The following is a 16,188-nucleotide window of genomic DNA, read 5'->3' on the forward strand; positions in this document are numbered from 1 at the left end:
TGCACCGCCGCCCTTTACAGCAGGTTGAGGAACGCGCTGATCTGCTCTTCGGTTAAGGACCAGTCGCAAACAAACCGGGCGGTGACCAGCTCATTCTCCGGCCCCTGCAGCAGCCCGTCCCACAGATGGTAAATCGCGCCCGCCGCAAACAGCCGCTGATGGGTGCTGCGGGGCAGGGCGGCAAAAATCATGTTGGCCTGGGCAGGATGGGTGAACCGGGCGCCCGCGGCCTGCAGCCCTTCGGCCAGCATCGCGCAATTCGAGTTGGCTGTGCGGGCGTTGTCCAGCCACAGGTCATTGGTCAGATAGGCCAGCATCTGCGCCGACAGATAGCGGTGCTTGGAAAACAGATGCGCGCCGCGTTTGCGGCGGTACTCGAACTCCTGCGCGTGGCCGGGATCAAAGAAGATCACCGCTTCCACTCCCAGGCAGCCGTTTTTGGTGCCGCCAAAGGACAGCGCAGTGACCCCTGTCTTCCAGGTCATCTCGGCAGGCGTGCAGCCCAGCGGGATCAGCGCATTGGTGAACCGGGCGCCGTCCATATGCACCGGCAGCGCGTATTCGCGGGCCACCGCACCCAGTGCTTCAATTTCCGCAACTGAATAGACCGTGCCGAATTCAGTGACCTGCGACAGCGACACTGGTCCCCGCTGCGGCCCGTGGACACCACGGACTTCCTCGCCCTCAATAGCGGCACGTAAAGTTTCCGGTGTCATCTTGTCCGCATCCGTCACCGGCGTCAGCTTGGCGCCGCCGGTATAGAATTCCGGTCCGTTGCACTCATCCTGCAGGATATGCGCCGGGCGGGTGCAGAACACGGTCTGCCAGGGCTGCGCCAGGGTCGACAGCGCCAGCACGTTGGCTGCCGTGCCGGTGGCGACCAGATACACCGATGCCTCCGGCGCCTCGAAAACCGCGCGGATCTTTGCTGTCACTTCGGCCATTTCCGCATCCGCGCCATAGCCCATGGCATAGCCCTGGTTGGCCTTGGCCAGGGCATCCAGGATCTGCTGCGGCGCCGGGCCGGAATTGTCAGAGGCAAAGTGCATAAGCGGGATCCTTCTTTCTGCGGTGCAGGCTGTGCAATTCCAGCCCGGCCTGCGGGGCACCCCAGGCTGCCGTCAGCCCAGCGGCTCTTCGATGATGTGGTCTTCCCATTCTTCTTCGGAAATTTCGAACTCGGAGACCGTCCAGCCGCGCACCGAAACGCCGGCCTCATGCACGCTGCCGGGGGTGCCGGTCAGCAGCGGGTGCCATTCCGGCAAAGGCTTGCCCTGCCACAACAGCCGGTAGGCGCAGGTTTCCGGCATCCAATAGGCGTGGGTATCCAGGTTTTCCGGCTTCAGCACGATGCACTCCGGCACAAACTGATGGCGGATCGGATACTGGGCGCAGCGGCAGCTGGCATCATCCAGCAAGCGGCAGGCGACACGGGTCAGGGCGACCTCGCCGCTCTCCTCGTCTTCCAGCTTGTTCAGGCAGCATTTGCCGCAGCCGTCGCACAGCGCTTCCCATTCCTTTTGGTTCAGCTTCGCAAGCGGTTTCTTCTCCCAGAAACGCTTACCCAGACCCGAACGGTCAATCACGTCTTTTTCAGGTTTCATAGCGCCACCAGGATTTCGCGGGACGTGGAGCAATCCGCATCCATCTGTTCAATCAGCGCCTCCAGCCCGTCAAACTTCAGCTCGGGCCGCAAAAAGGCCACCAGCGCAACCGACAGCGTCGCGCCATAAAGATCGCCCGAGAAGTCAAACAGGAAGGTTTCGATATTCGGCACCACGCCGTCAAACATCGGCCGCACCCCGATCGAGGCCGCGCCCAGATAGCTGCCCGCATGCGGCCCGTCCAGCACATCCACCAGCACCGCATAGACACCGAACCGCGGCTGGTGTAGCCCCTCAATCGACATGTTCGCGGTTGGAAAACCCAGCTCCCGCCCGCGCTGCTCGCCGCCGATCACCACGCCCTCGATGCGGTGCCAGTGGCCCAGCATTTCCTTGGCATCCGCCGGTCTGCCCTCGCTGAGCGCGTTGCGGATCGCGGTCGAAGACACCGCGTGTTCAGAATATTCCATCAAAGGCGCAATAGTTACGCCAAAGCCGTGCAGCGCGCCGAACCGCTGCAGGTCATCCGCATTGCCCGCACGGCCCTTGCCAAAGCAGAAATCGGCGCCCACCACCACATGTGCCAGCCCCAGCCCGCCGGCAATCACGTCACGGGCAAACTCTTCCGGCGTCAGGCTGGACAGCGCGGTGTTGAAGTTCAGCTCATACAGCCGCGTAACCCCCAGCTTCTCCAGCCGGTGGGCGCGGGTTTCGGCCCGCATCAGCCGGAAGGGCGGCGCATCGGGGGCAAAATACTCGCGCGGGTGCGGCTCAAATGTCATCACCCCCAAGGGCGCCCCGGGAGCTGCCTTGCGGGCCAGTTCGATCACCGACTGATGGCCCAGATGCACGCCGTCGAAATTGCCGATGGCGACAGTGGCGCCCCGGTCCTGGTCTTCGACGAATTCATAATCTCTGACGATACGCATGGCGCATCCGTAGCGCCATGCGCCGGGCGGTTCAAGCGGCCAGTGGCGGTGGAGGGTACCGGCTGGCCGAGCACCTGCCCGTGGGGCGTGCAACAACAGGCCGGTGCCTGCCGGTTTGTCCCGGCAAAGCATATTCCCAGTTGCAAGGGACTGTGCCAGACCCAAAGCGCCGGCCCGCCAGGACAGGCAGGCGCTTGCCCGGCGGCGCTGCGCGCCTTGTTTGCGGGCGGGATAGCGCCCAGCCACAGGGTGATGCACCGCCGCCGCACGCTCCCTTCACGTGATCCTCCCGCGGCGATGCCAGGCTGCCAAGTGATCGAGATCACCCGCCATGACCCCGAGCAAGGGCCATGATACAAGGCGCAGGCATCTGTGTGGCTGCCTGCGTATCCCCCGGAGACCAGCCCCGATAACCGGCTCTGATAAAAAGGGGGTCGTCCAAGCAAGCTTGTCCGAGCAAGCCCCGGCGGGGTCTGTCCACCTCTGCCCGGCGGCGCCGCCACCTTGCACAGGACCCGCGCTAAACGGAAGATTACGGAACAAGCCGGTAAGACAAAACCGCCAAGACCAAACGGTCCAGGCGGCTTTGCCTGCTGCGCCCAAGGTCCAATCGGCTGCCAATGCGCTTCTTTCTGGTCTGAAATACCCTGGGGGTGAGGGTCGTCCCGGAAATGATCCGGGGGATCATTTCAGACCCGAACGGGCGAAGCCCAGCCCGGCAGGGGCCGAAGGGGCAACACCCCATCTATTGCGGACCCGTCTGAGCCCGCGGCGCCAGCTTGCCTGCCGTAGCTTGCGGTCTCAGTCGAATTTGCGCGACGGCGCCATCACCATGGCCTCGCCGACCAGTACCTTCTTGCCGTCGACGATGCAACGGCACTCCAGCTTGACCCGGCGCTTGTCGATCACGATGTCGGTCACCTCGACCTCGGCCAGCACCATGTCGCCGGGGCGCACCGGAGCCAGGAATTTCAGCGACTGGCTCATATAGATGGTGCCATGGCCGGGCAGCTGCTCGCCGATCACCGCCGAAATCAGCCCCGCGGTCAGCATCCCATGGGCAATCCGGCCCTCGAAAATGGTATCCTGGGCGTAATCGTCATCCAGGTGCACCGGATTGCGGTCGGTCGAGACCTCGGCGAACTTCTGGATGTCCTCATCGGTGATGACTTTACGCAGGTAACGCACCATCCCCATTTCGATGTCTTCAATGCAGATGGTTCCGCGCGGCATGTTGTCCAACATCTCATCCTCCGTTCACCTGGCGTCTTGCAGGCGGCGTTGTAACATTTGCGCGCTCGATTGCCCGCTTGCGCAACTTTATTACTTTGCAGGTGCAGAAAATCAAGACATTTCTGACAAAGAAAAACCCCGCCGAAGGTGGCGGGGTCTGATCGCATCAGCAGGCGCCCGGCGCAAGGGCAAGGGCTATCGCGGGGTGTTTTACCGCAAAAAACCAATGGCATAGCTGGGCGCGGACTGTTCCTGCGCCAGATAGGCCTCAAGCGCGTCCGCGTCCGGCTGGACCGATGTCTTTGTCTCTCTGGCCGCAAGCCCGCCGGTGATGAACAGGGAATCGATGCTTTCGCCCATGGCGCCGGCAATATCCGTATGCGGCCCGTCGCCGATCGCCAGGATCTCGGAATCGGCAAAGTCATGGCCCAGTTCGGTCAGGCGCCGCCGCGCCAGATCATAAATCGGCGGATGCGGCTTGCCGAAATACAGGCTCTCACCGCCCATTTCCGTATAAAGCCGCGCCAGCGCCCCGGCGCACCACTCCCGTTTCTCGCCGCGATCGACCACGATATCCGGGTTGGCGCAGAGCAGCTTCATGCCCATCTGCTTGGCATACAGGAAGTCTGCCCGGTTCACCTCCGGATCCGCCATGGTGTCAAACGGGCCGCAGCAGACAATGCCCTCGGCCTCGCGCAGCGGCACCCTTGTGATCTCCACCGGTTCATGGATCACATGCAGCGGCTCGAAAAACCCCGCATCACGTTCCCATTCCCCCATGAAATAGACTTTGTTTCCCACAGCACCGGTGAACATCGCGGCCCGCGCGCTGTCACCGCTGGTCGAGATGGTGTCATAGGCATCATCCGGGACGTTGAACTGTCCCAGCTGCGCCGCCACACCTGCACGGGGTTTCGGCGAATTGGTCACCAGCACCACTATGCCGCCCTGCTTCCGATACGCCTGCAGCGCTGCCACTGCCTCGGGAAATGCGGTGATGCCGTTGTGCACGCAGCCCCAGAGATCAACAAACAGCGCCTTGTAACGGCTTGAGACTTCGGAAAGGGAGGGGATGATCTGGGTCATGGCCGGGCCTTCTCGCGCGTGGATATCTTGCCGGACCAGCTATGGCAGAGGCCGCAGGAAATGGCCAGCGGCGCAACGGGCGGCGCCTGCGCAACGGGTGGAAACAACCCGGCGTCAGCAGAACGCCGGTTCAAGCGGGTCGCGGCCCGGATCAGCCCGGCGGGACGGAAATACTGCGAAACCCTGACCGCCGAGCGCAGCAACTTCGATTGCAACGTCAATATCGGCATTGACCGCAAGATGAAGCAGCGCAACGCCTATTTCACCTATCGCGAAGACAAGCCGGTCATCCGCATCTCGATGCCGATGCTGCGGGATTCCGCCAGCGATGACGAGGCGGCCTTTATCCTCCGCCATGAAGACGGCCACTTGCTGGGCCGCCATATCGAGAAACAAAAGCAACAGGCGCTGGCCGGAGCGCTGATCCTTGGGGTGATAACAGCTGCCGCCACGGCGGACTCCGGCTATTATGATCCTTCGCTGGTCAGCACCAGCATGGATGTCGGCGCAGCGGCCGACTCCACTGCATATTCCCAGACCTATGAATTGGAAAGCGATACTCTGGGCACAAGAATTGCCCATGCATCCGGCTATGACCCGGTCGAGGGCGCTAGATTCTTTGCCCGGCCAGAAGCCGCGCGGACCAAAGCAGGCAGGCTGTCCTTCTGGGGCACACATCCGCCTGATGCCGAGCGTCTGGCAAGGGTTCTGGCCAAGATGGAGCAGATCGACGCCAAATTAGAACTTCAAAAAATATAGTAAATTCAGTGATCTAAAGTCACTTTGGGCGCTTGCCGCAGGGGGGCGGTCTGCGGGGCGGTTCCTTTCCGGTCCGCCCCGCACCGGCGCCGCCGCATCTGCTGCGCAAGGGGCCCGGATCCATTTTGGTGCCACCCGTTAGGGTCGCGCTGCTGAGTGTCCAAGGCTTTCTTAACGACTCCCCCATAGGGTGAATAGAAAGCAACTCAATGGTGTGTTAGCGATGTTTCGTAATCTTCCGATAAAAACACGGCTGGTCCTTTCCGGCGTGGTTTCCACTGTTTCTGTCCTGGTGCTTGCAGCGATGTCCGTCTACAGCCTGTGGCAAAGCGAGCTTGAACTGGAACGGCAAATCAATGCCACGGCGGTCATCCGCCATGAGCTGATGGCCGACAAGATGCACGATGCGATCGAGGCCGGTGCGGTCCACGCCCTGCTGGTGGGACCGGACGGGCCGGCCGCCAAGAAAGAACGTTTTCAGGCCAAGCTTGCCCGCGACATTCAAAGCCTCCGGGATGCGGTTGCGGCCTTGCAAAAGGTCGAAATGTCCGAAGCAATCCGCCAGCAAGTGGCAGAGCTTGCTCCGGCGGCAGAGACTTTCATTCAGGCGGCCAAAGCCGTTGAAGGGCTGGCCTATACGGATGCTGCCGCCGCTGCGGCGGCGCTGCCCAAGCTGCAAGAACAATATGAGGCTCTCAACCAGCTGCTGGCGCCTCTGGGCAAGGACATCAAATCGTTTGCCCAGAAAACTGCGCAAAGCGCGCGGGACCATGACATGCAGTTGCTTTACCTGCTAATCGGGTTTTCTGTAGCGGCGCTGCTGGTGATTGCCCGCAACGCGCGGCAGGTGACACTGACGATTGTGCGTCCGATCGCGCGGCTGCGCTCTGCCTTGCGGGAAGTGGCTGAGGGTGATCTGGGGCTTAAGGTTGCCGACCGGATGCGCGCCGATGACTTCGGTGAAATTGCCAAGGACATCGATGCGGTATCAGGCCGGGTTATTTCCGCGCTGGATGAGCAGAACGCCCTGCGTGAGGAAAGCGAACAGGTAATCGACCGGTTGCGCAGCGGTCTCAAACGGCTGTCCGACGGGGATCTCAGCGACCGGATCACTGAACAATTCAGCGCCGATTACGATCCGCTGCGGGTGAACTTTAATGAGACCGTCGATAAGCTGAATGAGCTGATGGCCGACGTGGTTCAGGCAGGCGCCCGCATTCAGCGGCAGTCCGATGAAATCCAAACTGCCTCTGAAGAGCTTTCGGGCCGCACCGAAAGCCAGGCTGCCACGCTGGAAGAAACCGCCGCAGCACTTGAAGAAATGACCGCGAGTGTCAATTCATCGGCACGCAACGCGCAGGAGGTGCAGTCTGCGGTGGAAACTGCGCGCGCGGATGTCGAAAACAGCGGCCGGGTCGTCGAAGGCGCAATTGCCGCAATGAATGAGATTGAAAACTCTTCGAACCAGATCTCGCAGATCATCGGCGTGATTGATGACATTGCCTTCCAGACCAATCTGCTGGCGCTGAATGCAGGGGTTGAGGCCGCGCGGGCAGGCGAGGTCGGGCGCGGCTTTGCTGTTGTTGCCTCCGAAGTGCGGGCGCTGGCGCAGCGGTCCTCGGATGCGGCCAATGAAATCAAGACGCTGATCAGTGCCAGCACGGCGCATGTGAAGGACGGGGTGCAAAAGGTGGACGGCGCGGGCAAGGCGCTGACGACCGTTGTTGGCCAGGTGACCAATATTGCCGATCTGGTGTCTGGTATCTCCAGCGAGTCCGCCGAACAGGCGCAGGGGTTGAACGAAATCAACATCGGCGTTTCCCAGCTGGACTCGGTGACCCAGCAGAATGCCTCCATGGTTGAGGAATCCGGATCCGCGATCCGCGCCATGAACAATGAGACCGTGGGACTGAATCAGGTGGTTGGCCAGTTTGTCCTGCGCGACGGCCCGCCGCCGGCGCAACCGGCTCGTCCGGCGGATCAGCCTGCTGCCGCAGGACGGGCGCCAGCGGATCCGCCGCAGCCAGTGCCGGTTGCCGACGACGCCTGGGGTGACGGCACCCGCTGGGAGGATTTCAATGATGGCAGCGAAGCCTGGCCCCCGGCCGGGGACGCGCCTCAGGCGCAATCTGCCTGAACCCGGTCCAGCCGCCGCCGCTGCCTTTGGGCCGCCGGCGCCATATATTGAGCACCCGCCCGGGCCGGAATTTCAGCGGGACCGAAGTTTCGCAAAGTTCGGGCCGCTGTTGAAGGACAGGCCGCTGTTTCCAGCAGGTGCGCAGGAAGGAGTGAGTGGTAGCAGCGCCGTTTCGACGGGGCACCGCAGCCGGAGAGGGTCCTGCCGCAAAAAAAGACGCCCTGCGGGGCGCCTTTTGCAGTCCGGGCCGGCAGCGGCGCTTAGACTTTCAGGTTCGGAATGATCTGCTTTTTGCGCGACATGATGCCCGGCAGCACCACGGTGTCGCCGGCCGCATCGGCGCCAAAGCTCTTGGCGGCCACGGTTTTCACCAGATCGTTCGGCACCAGGAGGGTGGCTTCCTCGTTCAGGATGTCCACGACGAACAGCAGCACCTGGTCAACACCATCCTCAGCCGCGACGGAGGTCATGGTCTCCATCAGCGAGGCCTTGCGGTCCAGCACCACGCCCGGCGCGGTGGTTTCCAGCACGGAGACGCGGAATTTGGTGCCCTCGACGGCGTATTCCTTGGAGTCCATACGCAGCAGTTCCGCGTCGGAGAAAGAAGAGACGTCGGATTTGGCGGCAAACATCTCAGCCGCGTAATCGGCGATATCGATGCCCAGGTCAGCGGCCAGCTTTTCGGCCACGGCCTTGTCATGCGCGGTGGTGGTCGGCGAGCGGAATTCCAGCGTGTCGGACAGGATGCAGGTCAGCGCTGCACCCTTGATTGCGTCCGGCATCTTGGCGGCGTCATCGCCCATCAGGTCGTGCATGATGGTGGCGGTGCAGGCCAGCGGACGGATGGTGATGTCGATCGGGCCTTTGGTTTCCAGGCCGCCGACCAGCTTGTGGTGGTCGATGATCGCTTGCACATCGGCGCCGTTGATATTGGCGGGCAGCTCGGCGGGGTTGTTGGTGTCAACAATGACCACAGCCGCGTCATCGGCCACGTCGGCGATGATCGCGGGCTTCTCGAAACCCCAGCGCTGCAGCATGAAGGCTGCTTCGGTGTTCGGTTCGCCCAGCAGTTTGGGCTCGGCAGCGGTGCCTTTCACCTCGTTCAGATACCAGGCCCAGATGATCGGGGAGCCGGTGGAATCGGTGTCGGGGGATTTATGGCCGAAAACTTGGATGGTCATTGGGCAGTCCTGTTCACTCAAGAGGTCCGAAGGGAGATTTGCGCGCCTTATAGGGTTGGCGCGCAGGCTTGTCACCCCACAGCCGCTGCAATGCGGCGTTGTGCCTAGAACGGGGCGCGTTCCAGCCTGTAACCCTCTTGCCGCAGAAGGTTCAACAGGCCGGCCTTGCCTGGCAGATGCAAGGCGCCGGCAGCCACCACGATGCGGTCGCCCCTGGCCGCTTCGATCACCGGGATCCAGTTGCGGTTGCGCTGGTCGAGCAGCCCGTCCATTGCCTCTGCCCACAGGGTTTCGCGCTCTGCCCTGGTCAGGGCGCCGCTTTGCAGGAAGTCCCGCTCGCTCAGGTAAAGCGCGCTCAGCGCTTGCTGGTCGAAATAGGCCTCAACCGTGGTGACGAAACTGTCTTGGCCGCCGCCCATCATGGCGGTAAAGGCACGCAGCTGGCGGACCTGCTCTTCCAGCGGGTCGGCGTCCATCATCCGGATAACGCTCATCGGATCTTCGAGCGACTGCAGGGCAACACCGGCTTCTTCAGCCAGCTTGCTCAACCGCACATCAAGGCCCCGTTTGATGTCCTTGTCCTGGCGCAGGCAGGGCGGGAATGACATTGTCATCGCCAGGAACCAGGGCCGCATCTTGGCAGCCATCCAGGGGGCCATGCCATGGCTGCGGACCTTGGCAGCCAGGGCCTCCCACTCAGCCGCGGGCAGGCGGTCGATCAGACTGGGGCCATCGGTGATCAGCATCAGCGAGGGCGTGCGGCCCAGTTCGGCCTCGAACGCCGCCTTGTCGGCGGGGCTGGCCTCTATCAGCAGAAGGTCTGCCTGGCGCACCAAGGGGGCCAGCCGGGCGGTGATGACCTCCATCCGCGGATCGTTGATGTGCAGGGTGCCGATCACATGCAGCGTGCGGTCGCCGCGCCGGGCGATCCAGTGGTTGCCTTCGGCAAAGGGCGCAGCGGCGGTGCGGGCTTCGATGCGGGCGCGGTCCGGTGCGGCGAGGGCGGTGCGCAGGTCGGTGCCGGTGCAGGCCGCCCACAGCGAGGCGGGCAGCAAGAGGAAAAACAGGGAAAGGATAAGCCGCATAACGGGAGGGTCCTGAGATCTGAGTGCGGGCGGGGGGTGCCTTACCACGCGGCCGGGGCGAGGCTGAAACCCTTGGCTTTCAGCAGGTTCAGAACACCGTTTTTGCCGGGCAGGTGGGCAGCCCCGACGGCGACGGCAATCCGGTCGTGCCGGGCGGCCAGGATGGGTGTTATCCAGCGCTGGTTGCGCTGATCCAGCAGGCGGCGGTTGTACTGCCGCCACAGCCGCGCGGTCTCGGCGCCGGAGAAGCTGCTGTACTGGGCGCTGATCCAGGGGGCGAGGACAAAGGAGGTCCAGACGCTTTGGTCGAAATAAGCCTCAACCGGGGTGGCATCCTCGGGTTTGCCGGATTGCACCAGTTCCAACTCCAGCGCCAGCATCCGGGCCTGATCGCTGAGCGGCAGGCTGGCAATGGCCGCCAGCGCCTGTTCCGGGGTTTCCAGCGCCCCCAGCGGGATCCGTTTGCGCCGGGCGAAATCGGATATCCGGTCATCCAGCCCGCGCCGCAGGCCAAAGCCGTAGGGGCGGCAGCCGCTTTGCACCACAAACATTGAAATCGCCCAGGGCTGCATCCGGTTCATGGTCTCCGGATTGACGCCGGTCACCTGGGCCGTCAGCTGGAACCGCTCCCAGGCGTCGCGGGGCAGCAGGTGCCGCAATTCCTGGCCCTTGGGCAGCAGGAAACTGCGGGCCAGTTCATCAGGCATCCGGTCCAGGCGTTCCAGATCGGAGTCGGAGGTTTCCAGATAAATGGCGTCTGCTTGTGCCAGCACCGGGCGCAGGGTGCGCATCACCTTGGCCATGCGGGCATCGCCGCCATGCATGGTGCCGATCACGTGAATGGTGCGGTTCCCCTTGGTGGCGACCCAGTGGTTGCCGCGCGAATACGGGGTGGCGGCCATCTCGCGCTCCAGCCGTGCTTCGGTGGCGGCGGGCAGATGGTCGCGGTAGTCGATGCCGCGGCAGGCGGCCATGGCGGCAGGGGCCTGCAGGGCCAGGCCAAGTGCCAGCCCAAGTACCAGGGCGCGTGCAAGTGCTATCGGTTTCATTCTAAGCCCTCTCACCGGTTCCGGAACAGCAGCCTGGATGTATGACCCTAGGGTGCGGCGCCGGGGGCGGCAATGCAAAACCCTGCGTCCGGGCCGCAAATCCGTGCCACGGATTGCCAACGGCGGTGCGACCTGCCAGTCATGGGCGATGGAACGCGAGGATCAGCTGTATGCGCCGGTGAAGGCGCTGCTGGAAGGGCAGGGCTATGAGGTGAAGGGCGAGGTGGGGGCCGCCGATGTGGTGGGTGTCCGCGGCGCCGAACCAATGGTGATTGTCGAGCTGAAGCTGAAGTTTTCGCTGTCGCTGTTTCACCAGGCAGTGGCCCGGCTGGCGGTCACCGACCTTGTCTATATCGCGGTGCCGCGGCCCGGAGGGCGGCAGGCGCGGCGGATGATGAAGGACAATCTGGCCCTGTGCCGGCGGCTGGGACTGGGGCTGATCACGGTGCTGGCGGACGGCCGGGCAGAGGTGCATTGCGACCCCGGGCCTTATGCTCCGCGAAAGTCAAAGAAGAAGCAGGCGCGGCTTTTGCGCGAGTTTCAGACCCTGCGCGGCGATCCCAATGCGGGCGGCGCCACCCGGCATGGCATTGTTACGGCCTACCGCCAGGATGCGCTGGCCTGTGCGGCGCATCTGGCCGTTGCGGGCGCCTGCAAAGGGGCCGTTGTTGCCAAAGCCACCGGTGTAGCGCGCGCGACGCAATTGATGGCCAGCAATCATTACGGCTGGTTCGAGCGGGTGGCGTCCGGCATCTATCAGCTGACGGATGCGGGCCGTGCGGGGCTGGTGCATTGGGCAGGCAGCTGGGAGGATGAAGCGCCGGATGAGGTGTCCGGGTGAATTTGATCCGTGCATCTGATTCTTCAATTGCCTTTATCTCATCGCGCATTACGAGGTTCAGATGATTTAAATTCAACTCAGTTGCGATTTTTCCCTGTTGAGCCTGCGCGCCTCTGGGCCGATGAGGTGGGCAGCTTTGCATGAGGGGAGACAGCAATGGCACATCAGGACATCGACCGGCTGCAGGACCGCCTGCGCGCGCAGCGGGTCTCATTCGACAAGATCCCGGTGATCGACATCAGCGCGCTGAACAACGGCGGCAGCCTGTTTCAGGTCGCCAAGGAAATCCGCTGGGCGCTGACCAACGCCGGGTTCTTTTACGTCAGGAACCACGGGGTGCCGGAAGCGGTGGTGAACGGCGCCTTTGATGAGACACGGGCGTTCTTCGATCTGCCGCTGCGGGACAAGATGGACCTGCACATCTCCAAATCCGGGATGGCCTTGCGCGGCTATATCGAGGTTTTCGGGGAAAACACCGACCCCAAGAAGACCAAGGATCTGAAGGAGTGTTTTGACATCGGGCCGGAATGCCCCGGCGGTGCCGCGCCGTTTTTCGGCGCCAATCTGTGGCCTGCGGCACGGCCGGAGTTTCAGCGCGCGGTCTATGGCTATCATCAGGAGATGAAAGACCTGGCGCAGCGGCTGATGCGGGCGATTGCGGTCAGCCTTGATCTGAAGGCGGATTTCTTTGCGCCCAGGATGCAGGACCCGATCACCATCCAGCGCTTGCTGCATTACCCGCCGCAAGAGGGGCAGATTGATGAGAGTGTGATGGGCATCGGCGCCCATACGGATTACGGCAGCCTGACAATTCTGGCGCAGGATGACGTGGGCGGGTTGCAGGTGATGAACCGCGATGGGGATTGGGTCGAAGGGCCGCCGATTGCCGGGACTTTTGTGATCAACATCGGCGATCTGATCCAGCGGCTGACCAATGATCTTTACTTGGCCAACCTGCACCGGGTGGTGAATGCCTCGGGGCGCGAGCGCTATTCGATCCCGTTTTTTATTGATGCGGACGCGGCGGCTGTGGTGCAGCCGCTGGACAGCTGCGTCAGCGCGGAAAACCCGGCGCGGTATCAGCCGGTGGCCTGCGGCGCGCATAAGTTCAGCCGCTTTAAGGACAGCTTTGCGCACCTGAAAGACAAGGCGGCATAAGCGGAAATTCCGAAGACAGCAGAGGGCGCGCCGGCGCCCTCATTTTTTTGCCGATTCCGTGTTGACAAGGAAGGGGGGCATTCCTAGCTTCCCCTCGTTAGCACTCAGCAGATGTGAGTGATAACTGCCCTGCCAGGGAGCGGGGCAAAGGATAACAACCTTTGAGCCTTTAAGGAGCTGCAAAGATGGCATTGAAACCGCTTCATGACCGCGTACTGGTGCGTCGCACCGAAAGCGAAGAAAAAACCGCGGGCGGTCTGATCATCCCCGAAAGCGCAAAAGAAAAGCCGAGCGAAGGCCAAGTCGTCTCGACCGGCGAAGGCGCACGCAAGGACAGCGGCGAGCTGATTGCGATGGCTGTTTCGGCTGGCGACAAGATCCTGTTCGGCAAGTGGTCCGGCACCGAGGTCACCGTCGACGGCGAAGAGCTGCTGATGATGAAAGAAAGCGACATCATGGGGATCATCGAGTAAGCCCGCGGGCTTCTCTGACCCCCCTATTATCGCTGCCAAACAGAAATTCTCGAGGAGAATGAAATATGTCTGCTAAGGACGTCAAATTCGCAACCGACGCACGCAACCGCATGCTGAACGGTGTCAACATTCTGGCTGACGCCGTGAAAGTGACCCTGGGTCCCAAAGGCCGCAACGTGGTTCTGGACAAATCCTTTGGCGCGCCGCGCATCACCAAAGACGGTGTGTCGGTTGCCAAGGAAATCGAACTGGAAGACAAGTTCGAGAACATGGGCGCCCAGATGGTGAAGGAAGTTGCTTCCCGCACCAACGACGAAGCCGGCGACGGCACCACCACCGCCACCGTGCTGGCCCAGGCCATCGTCAAAGAAGGCCTGAAGCAGGTTGCAGCGGGCCTGAACCCGATGGACCTGAAGCGCGGCATCGATCTGGCGACCTCGACCGTTGTTGCCGGCATCAAAGAGATGGCCCGCGAAGTCAAAGACTCCGCTGAAGTTGCCCAGGTCGGCACCATCTCTGCCAACGGCGAAGCTGAAATCGGCCAGCAGATTGCTGACGCGATGCAGAAAGTCGGCAACGAAGGCGTGATCACCGTCGAGGAAAACAAGGGTCTGGAAACCGAGACCACTGTTGTCGAAGGCATGCAGTTCGACCGCGGCTACCTGTCGCCCTATTTCGTGACCAACGCCGACAAGATGATTGCAGATCTCGAAGACTGCATGATCCTGCTGCACGAAAAGAAACTCTCCTCGCTGCAGGCCATGGTGCCGCTGCTGGAGCAGGTGATCCAGTCGCAAAAGCCGCTGCTGATCATTGCTGAGGACGTTGAAGGCGAAGCGCTGGCAACCCTGGTTGTCAACAAGCTGCGCGGCGGCCTGAAAATTGCTGCTGTCAAGGCACCGGGCTTCGGCGACCGCCGCAAGGCCATGCTGCAGGACATCGCAATCCTGACCGGCGGCCAGGTGATCTCCGAAGATCTGGGCATGAAGCTTGAGTCCGTGACCATGGACATGCTGGGTTCGGCCAAGAAGATCGAAATCACCAAAGACGAAACCACTATCGTCGACGGTGCAGGCGAGAAAGCCGAGATCGAAGCCCGTGTTGGCCAGATCCGCGCTCAGATCGAAGAAACCACCTCTGACTACGACCGTGAGAAACTGCAGGAACGCGTTGCCAAACTGGCAGGCGGTGTTGCCGTGATCCGCGTCGGCGGCATGACCGAAGTGGAAGTGAAAGAGCGCAAAGACCGTGTGGACGATGCGCTGAACGCGACCCGCGCAGCTGTGCAGGAAGGCGTGATCGTCGGCGGCGGTGTTGCTCTGGTTCAGGCCGGTAAAGCACTGGAAGGCCTGGAAGGCGCCAATGCTGACCAGAACGCCGGTATCGTGATCGTGCGCAAGGCGATTGAAGCGCCGCTGCGCCAGATCGCCGAAAACGCCGGTGTTGACGGTGCTGTTGTGGCCGGCAAGGTCCGCGAAAGCTCCGACAGCTCCTTTGGCTTCAACGCTCAGACCGAAGAATACGGCGACATGTTCGCCTTCGGTGTGATCGACCCGGCCAAAGTGGCGCGTACCGCTCTGGAAGACGCAGCATCGGTTGCCGGTCTGCTGATCACCACCGAAGCTATGGTTGCCGACAAGCCCGCCAAAGAAGGCGCAGCTGCCGGCGGCGGCATGCCCGACATGGGCGGCATGGGCGGCATGGGCGGCATGATGTAATCACAAATCCCACCGGGATTTGTGATGAGGCGACAGGTGATTGGCCGTTAAGGCCTATCCGCCGGAAGCCGCACCGCTATGACTGCAAAAAATTTGGGGGCTGCCTGTCAAGGCGGCCCCTTTTCGTTTCTGGCGAGGCAGAAGGCCCGCCTTGCGGGCCTGCCTGCGGCGCGAGTATTTGTGCAAAGGTGAATGCGGGAGGGGCGTGATGGTTGTTGGGCCGGATTTCATGACTGGGGTCGATGAAGAGCACTTTGACGAAGTGGATACACTGCTGAAGGCGGCCTTTCCGACTGATGCGGAAGCGCGGCTGGTGCGGCAGCTGCGGGCGGACGGCGACATGCTGTATGAGTTCCGGAAACCCTGGGAGGGCAGGATCGGCGGCTATTTCGCGCTGAGCCGGATGCAGGCGCCCGCGGACTGGGCCTGTCTGGCGCCGATGGCGGTGCTGCCCGAGTGGCAGGGGGGCAAGCTGGCCGAGCGCAATCCGAACATGGAGACAGGCGGACCGCAGGAAGAGGCCTATCGTCGGCCGTGGCGGTTCGGCTCGCGGATGTTACAGCATTTGCAGAGCTACTATGAGGTCTTTCCTGCTGGTGTGCAGGAACGATTGCCTGAAACCATCGTGGTGCTGGGCAAGCCCTCCTTTTATGGGCGCTATGGCTTCAGTCTGGAGCGGGCGCAAAAGCTCATCAGCCCCTATCCGCTGGAATACACGCTGATCCTGCGGCGGGGCGATGATGTGCCGGAGGCAGAGCTGATCTATCCGCAGGCGTTCCCCGGCGGCTCCGGTTGACACGATATTTTCATTGGCCGGACATATGTTTGAGGGCTAGCCTTCAGAATCGCTGAAGTGGAGCGCGCAACAGGGAGGGACCGGCGGATGGCGATACTGTCAGGGCGGATAGTGGCCCGGTTCTTGCTGGCGCTGCTGA

15 protein-coding genes are annotated in these 16,188 nt (G+C 62.4%); 7 read left to right on the forward strand and 8 right to left on the reverse strand.

Annotated features, from left to right (window positions below):
- Positions 1–14: 14 nt before the first annotated feature.
- From ETW24_RS05975 to ETW24_RS05995, 5 genes are all read right to left on the reverse strand, one after another.
- Entirely contained in the window at positions 15–1,049 is a 1,035-nt protein-coding gene (locus tag ETW24_RS05975; protein ID WP_129370186.1) for a threonine aldolase family protein, read from the reverse strand.
- A gap of 72 nt (positions 1,050–1,121) precedes the next feature.
- Positions 1,122–1,604: a YcgN family cysteine cluster protein gene (locus ETW24_RS05980; RefSeq protein ID WP_129370187.1), complete on the reverse strand. Its 483-nt coding sequence runs from the start codon at positions 1,602–1,604 to the stop codon at positions 1,122–1,124.
- Positions 1,601–2,533 carry a bifunctional riboflavin kinase/FAD synthetase gene (locus ETW24_RS05985; protein WP_129370188.1) on the reverse strand — a complete coding sequence of 311 codons (933 nt, stop codon included), beginning with the start codon at positions 2,531–2,533 and terminating at the stop codon, positions 1,601–1,603. Before ETW24_RS05985 ends, ETW24_RS05980 begins: the two co-directional genes overlap by 4 nt.
- A gap of 801 nt (positions 2,534–3,334) precedes the next feature.
- The gene (locus ETW24_RS05990; protein ID WP_129370189.1) at positions 3,335–3,778 is read right to left on the reverse strand and encodes a MaoC family dehydratase; all 444 of its coding nucleotides are present in this window, start codon (positions 3,776–3,778) and stop codon (positions 3,335–3,337) included.
- Between the two features lie 198 nt (positions 3,779–3,976).
- On the reverse strand, positions 3,977–4,852 hold the full coding sequence (locus tag ETW24_RS05995) for a TIGR01459 family HAD-type hydrolase (RefSeq protein ID WP_129370190.1): 876 nt from the start codon (positions 4,850–4,852) through the stop codon (positions 3,977–3,979).
- 60 nt (positions 4,853–4,912) lie between these two features.
- Between ETW24_RS05995 and ETW24_RS06000 the strand changes: the two genes are divergently transcribed.
- Both ETW24_RS06000 and ETW24_RS06005 read left to right on the forward strand, forming a co-directional pair.
- Complete coding sequence (locus tag ETW24_RS06000) at positions 4,913–5,611, forward strand: M48 family metalloprotease (RefSeq protein ID WP_129370191.1); 699 nt, start codon at positions 4,913–4,915, stop codon at positions 5,609–5,611.
- Between the two features lie 223 nt (positions 5,612–5,834).
- Positions 5,835–7,748, forward strand: a complete 1,914-nt coding sequence (locus ETW24_RS06005) for a methyl-accepting chemotaxis protein (RefSeq protein WP_129370192.1) — start codon at positions 5,835–5,837, stop codon at positions 7,746–7,748.
- Between the two features lie 260 nt (positions 7,749–8,008).
- On the opposite strand, the gene ETW24_RS06010 is transcribed toward ETW24_RS06005, so the two are convergent.
- The 3 genes from ETW24_RS06010 to ETW24_RS06020 form a co-directional block, all read right to left on the reverse strand.
- Entirely contained in the window at positions 8,009–8,929 is a 921-nt protein-coding gene (locus tag ETW24_RS06010; protein WP_129370193.1) for a manganese-dependent inorganic pyrophosphatase, read from the reverse strand.
- A 104-nt stretch (positions 8,930–9,033) separates the two neighbouring features.
- On the reverse strand, positions 9,034–10,014 hold the full coding sequence (locus tag ETW24_RS06015; protein ID WP_129370194.1) for a TraB/GumN family protein: 981 nt from the start codon (positions 10,012–10,014) through the stop codon (positions 9,034–9,036).
- Positions 10,015–10,055: 41 nt separating this feature from the next.
- A complete protein-coding gene (locus tag ETW24_RS06020; protein WP_129370195.1) occupies positions 10,056–11,063 on the reverse strand; it encodes a TraB/GumN family protein in 1,008 nt (335 codons plus the stop codon).
- A 148-nt stretch (positions 11,064–11,211) separates the two neighbouring features.
- On the opposite strand from ETW24_RS06020, the gene ETW24_RS06025 reads away from it, so the two are divergent.
- The 5 genes from ETW24_RS06025 to ETW24_RS06045 all read left to right on the forward strand — a co-directional run bounded on the left by ETW24_RS06025 (position 11,212) and on the right by ETW24_RS06045 (position 16,049).
- Complete coding sequence (locus ETW24_RS06025) at positions 11,212–11,904, forward strand: DUF2161 domain-containing phosphodiesterase (protein WP_129372856.1); 693 nt, start codon at positions 11,212–11,214, stop codon at positions 11,902–11,904.
- A 156-nt stretch (positions 11,905–12,060) separates the two neighbouring features.
- On the forward strand, positions 12,061–13,062 hold the full coding sequence (locus tag ETW24_RS06030; protein ID WP_129370196.1) for an isopenicillin N synthase family dioxygenase: 1,002 nt from the start codon (positions 12,061–12,063) through the stop codon (positions 13,060–13,062).
- Positions 13,063–13,247: 185 nt separating this feature from the next.
- Positions 13,248–13,535: a co-chaperone GroES gene (locus ETW24_RS06035; protein WP_027258120.1), complete on the forward strand. Its 288-nt coding sequence runs from the start codon at positions 13,248–13,250 to the stop codon at positions 13,533–13,535.
- A 65-nt stretch (positions 13,536–13,600) separates the two neighbouring features.
- Complete coding sequence (gene groL / locus ETW24_RS06040; protein WP_129370197.1) at positions 13,601–15,253, forward strand: chaperonin GroEL; 1,653 nt, start codon at positions 13,601–13,603, stop codon at positions 15,251–15,253.
- Between the two features lie 208 nt (positions 15,254–15,461).
- Positions 15,462–16,049 carry a GNAT family N-acetyltransferase gene (locus tag ETW24_RS06045; RefSeq protein ID WP_164982703.1) on the forward strand — a complete coding sequence of 196 codons (588 nt, stop codon included), beginning with the start codon at positions 15,462–15,464 and terminating at the stop codon, positions 16,047–16,049.
- Positions 16,050–16,188 lie beyond the last annotated feature (139 nt).

The organism is Leisingera sp. NJS204, assembly GCF_004123675.1.
In the GTDB taxonomy this organism is placed as follows: domain Bacteria; phylum Pseudomonadota; class Alphaproteobacteria; order Rhodobacterales; family Rhodobacteraceae; genus Leisingera.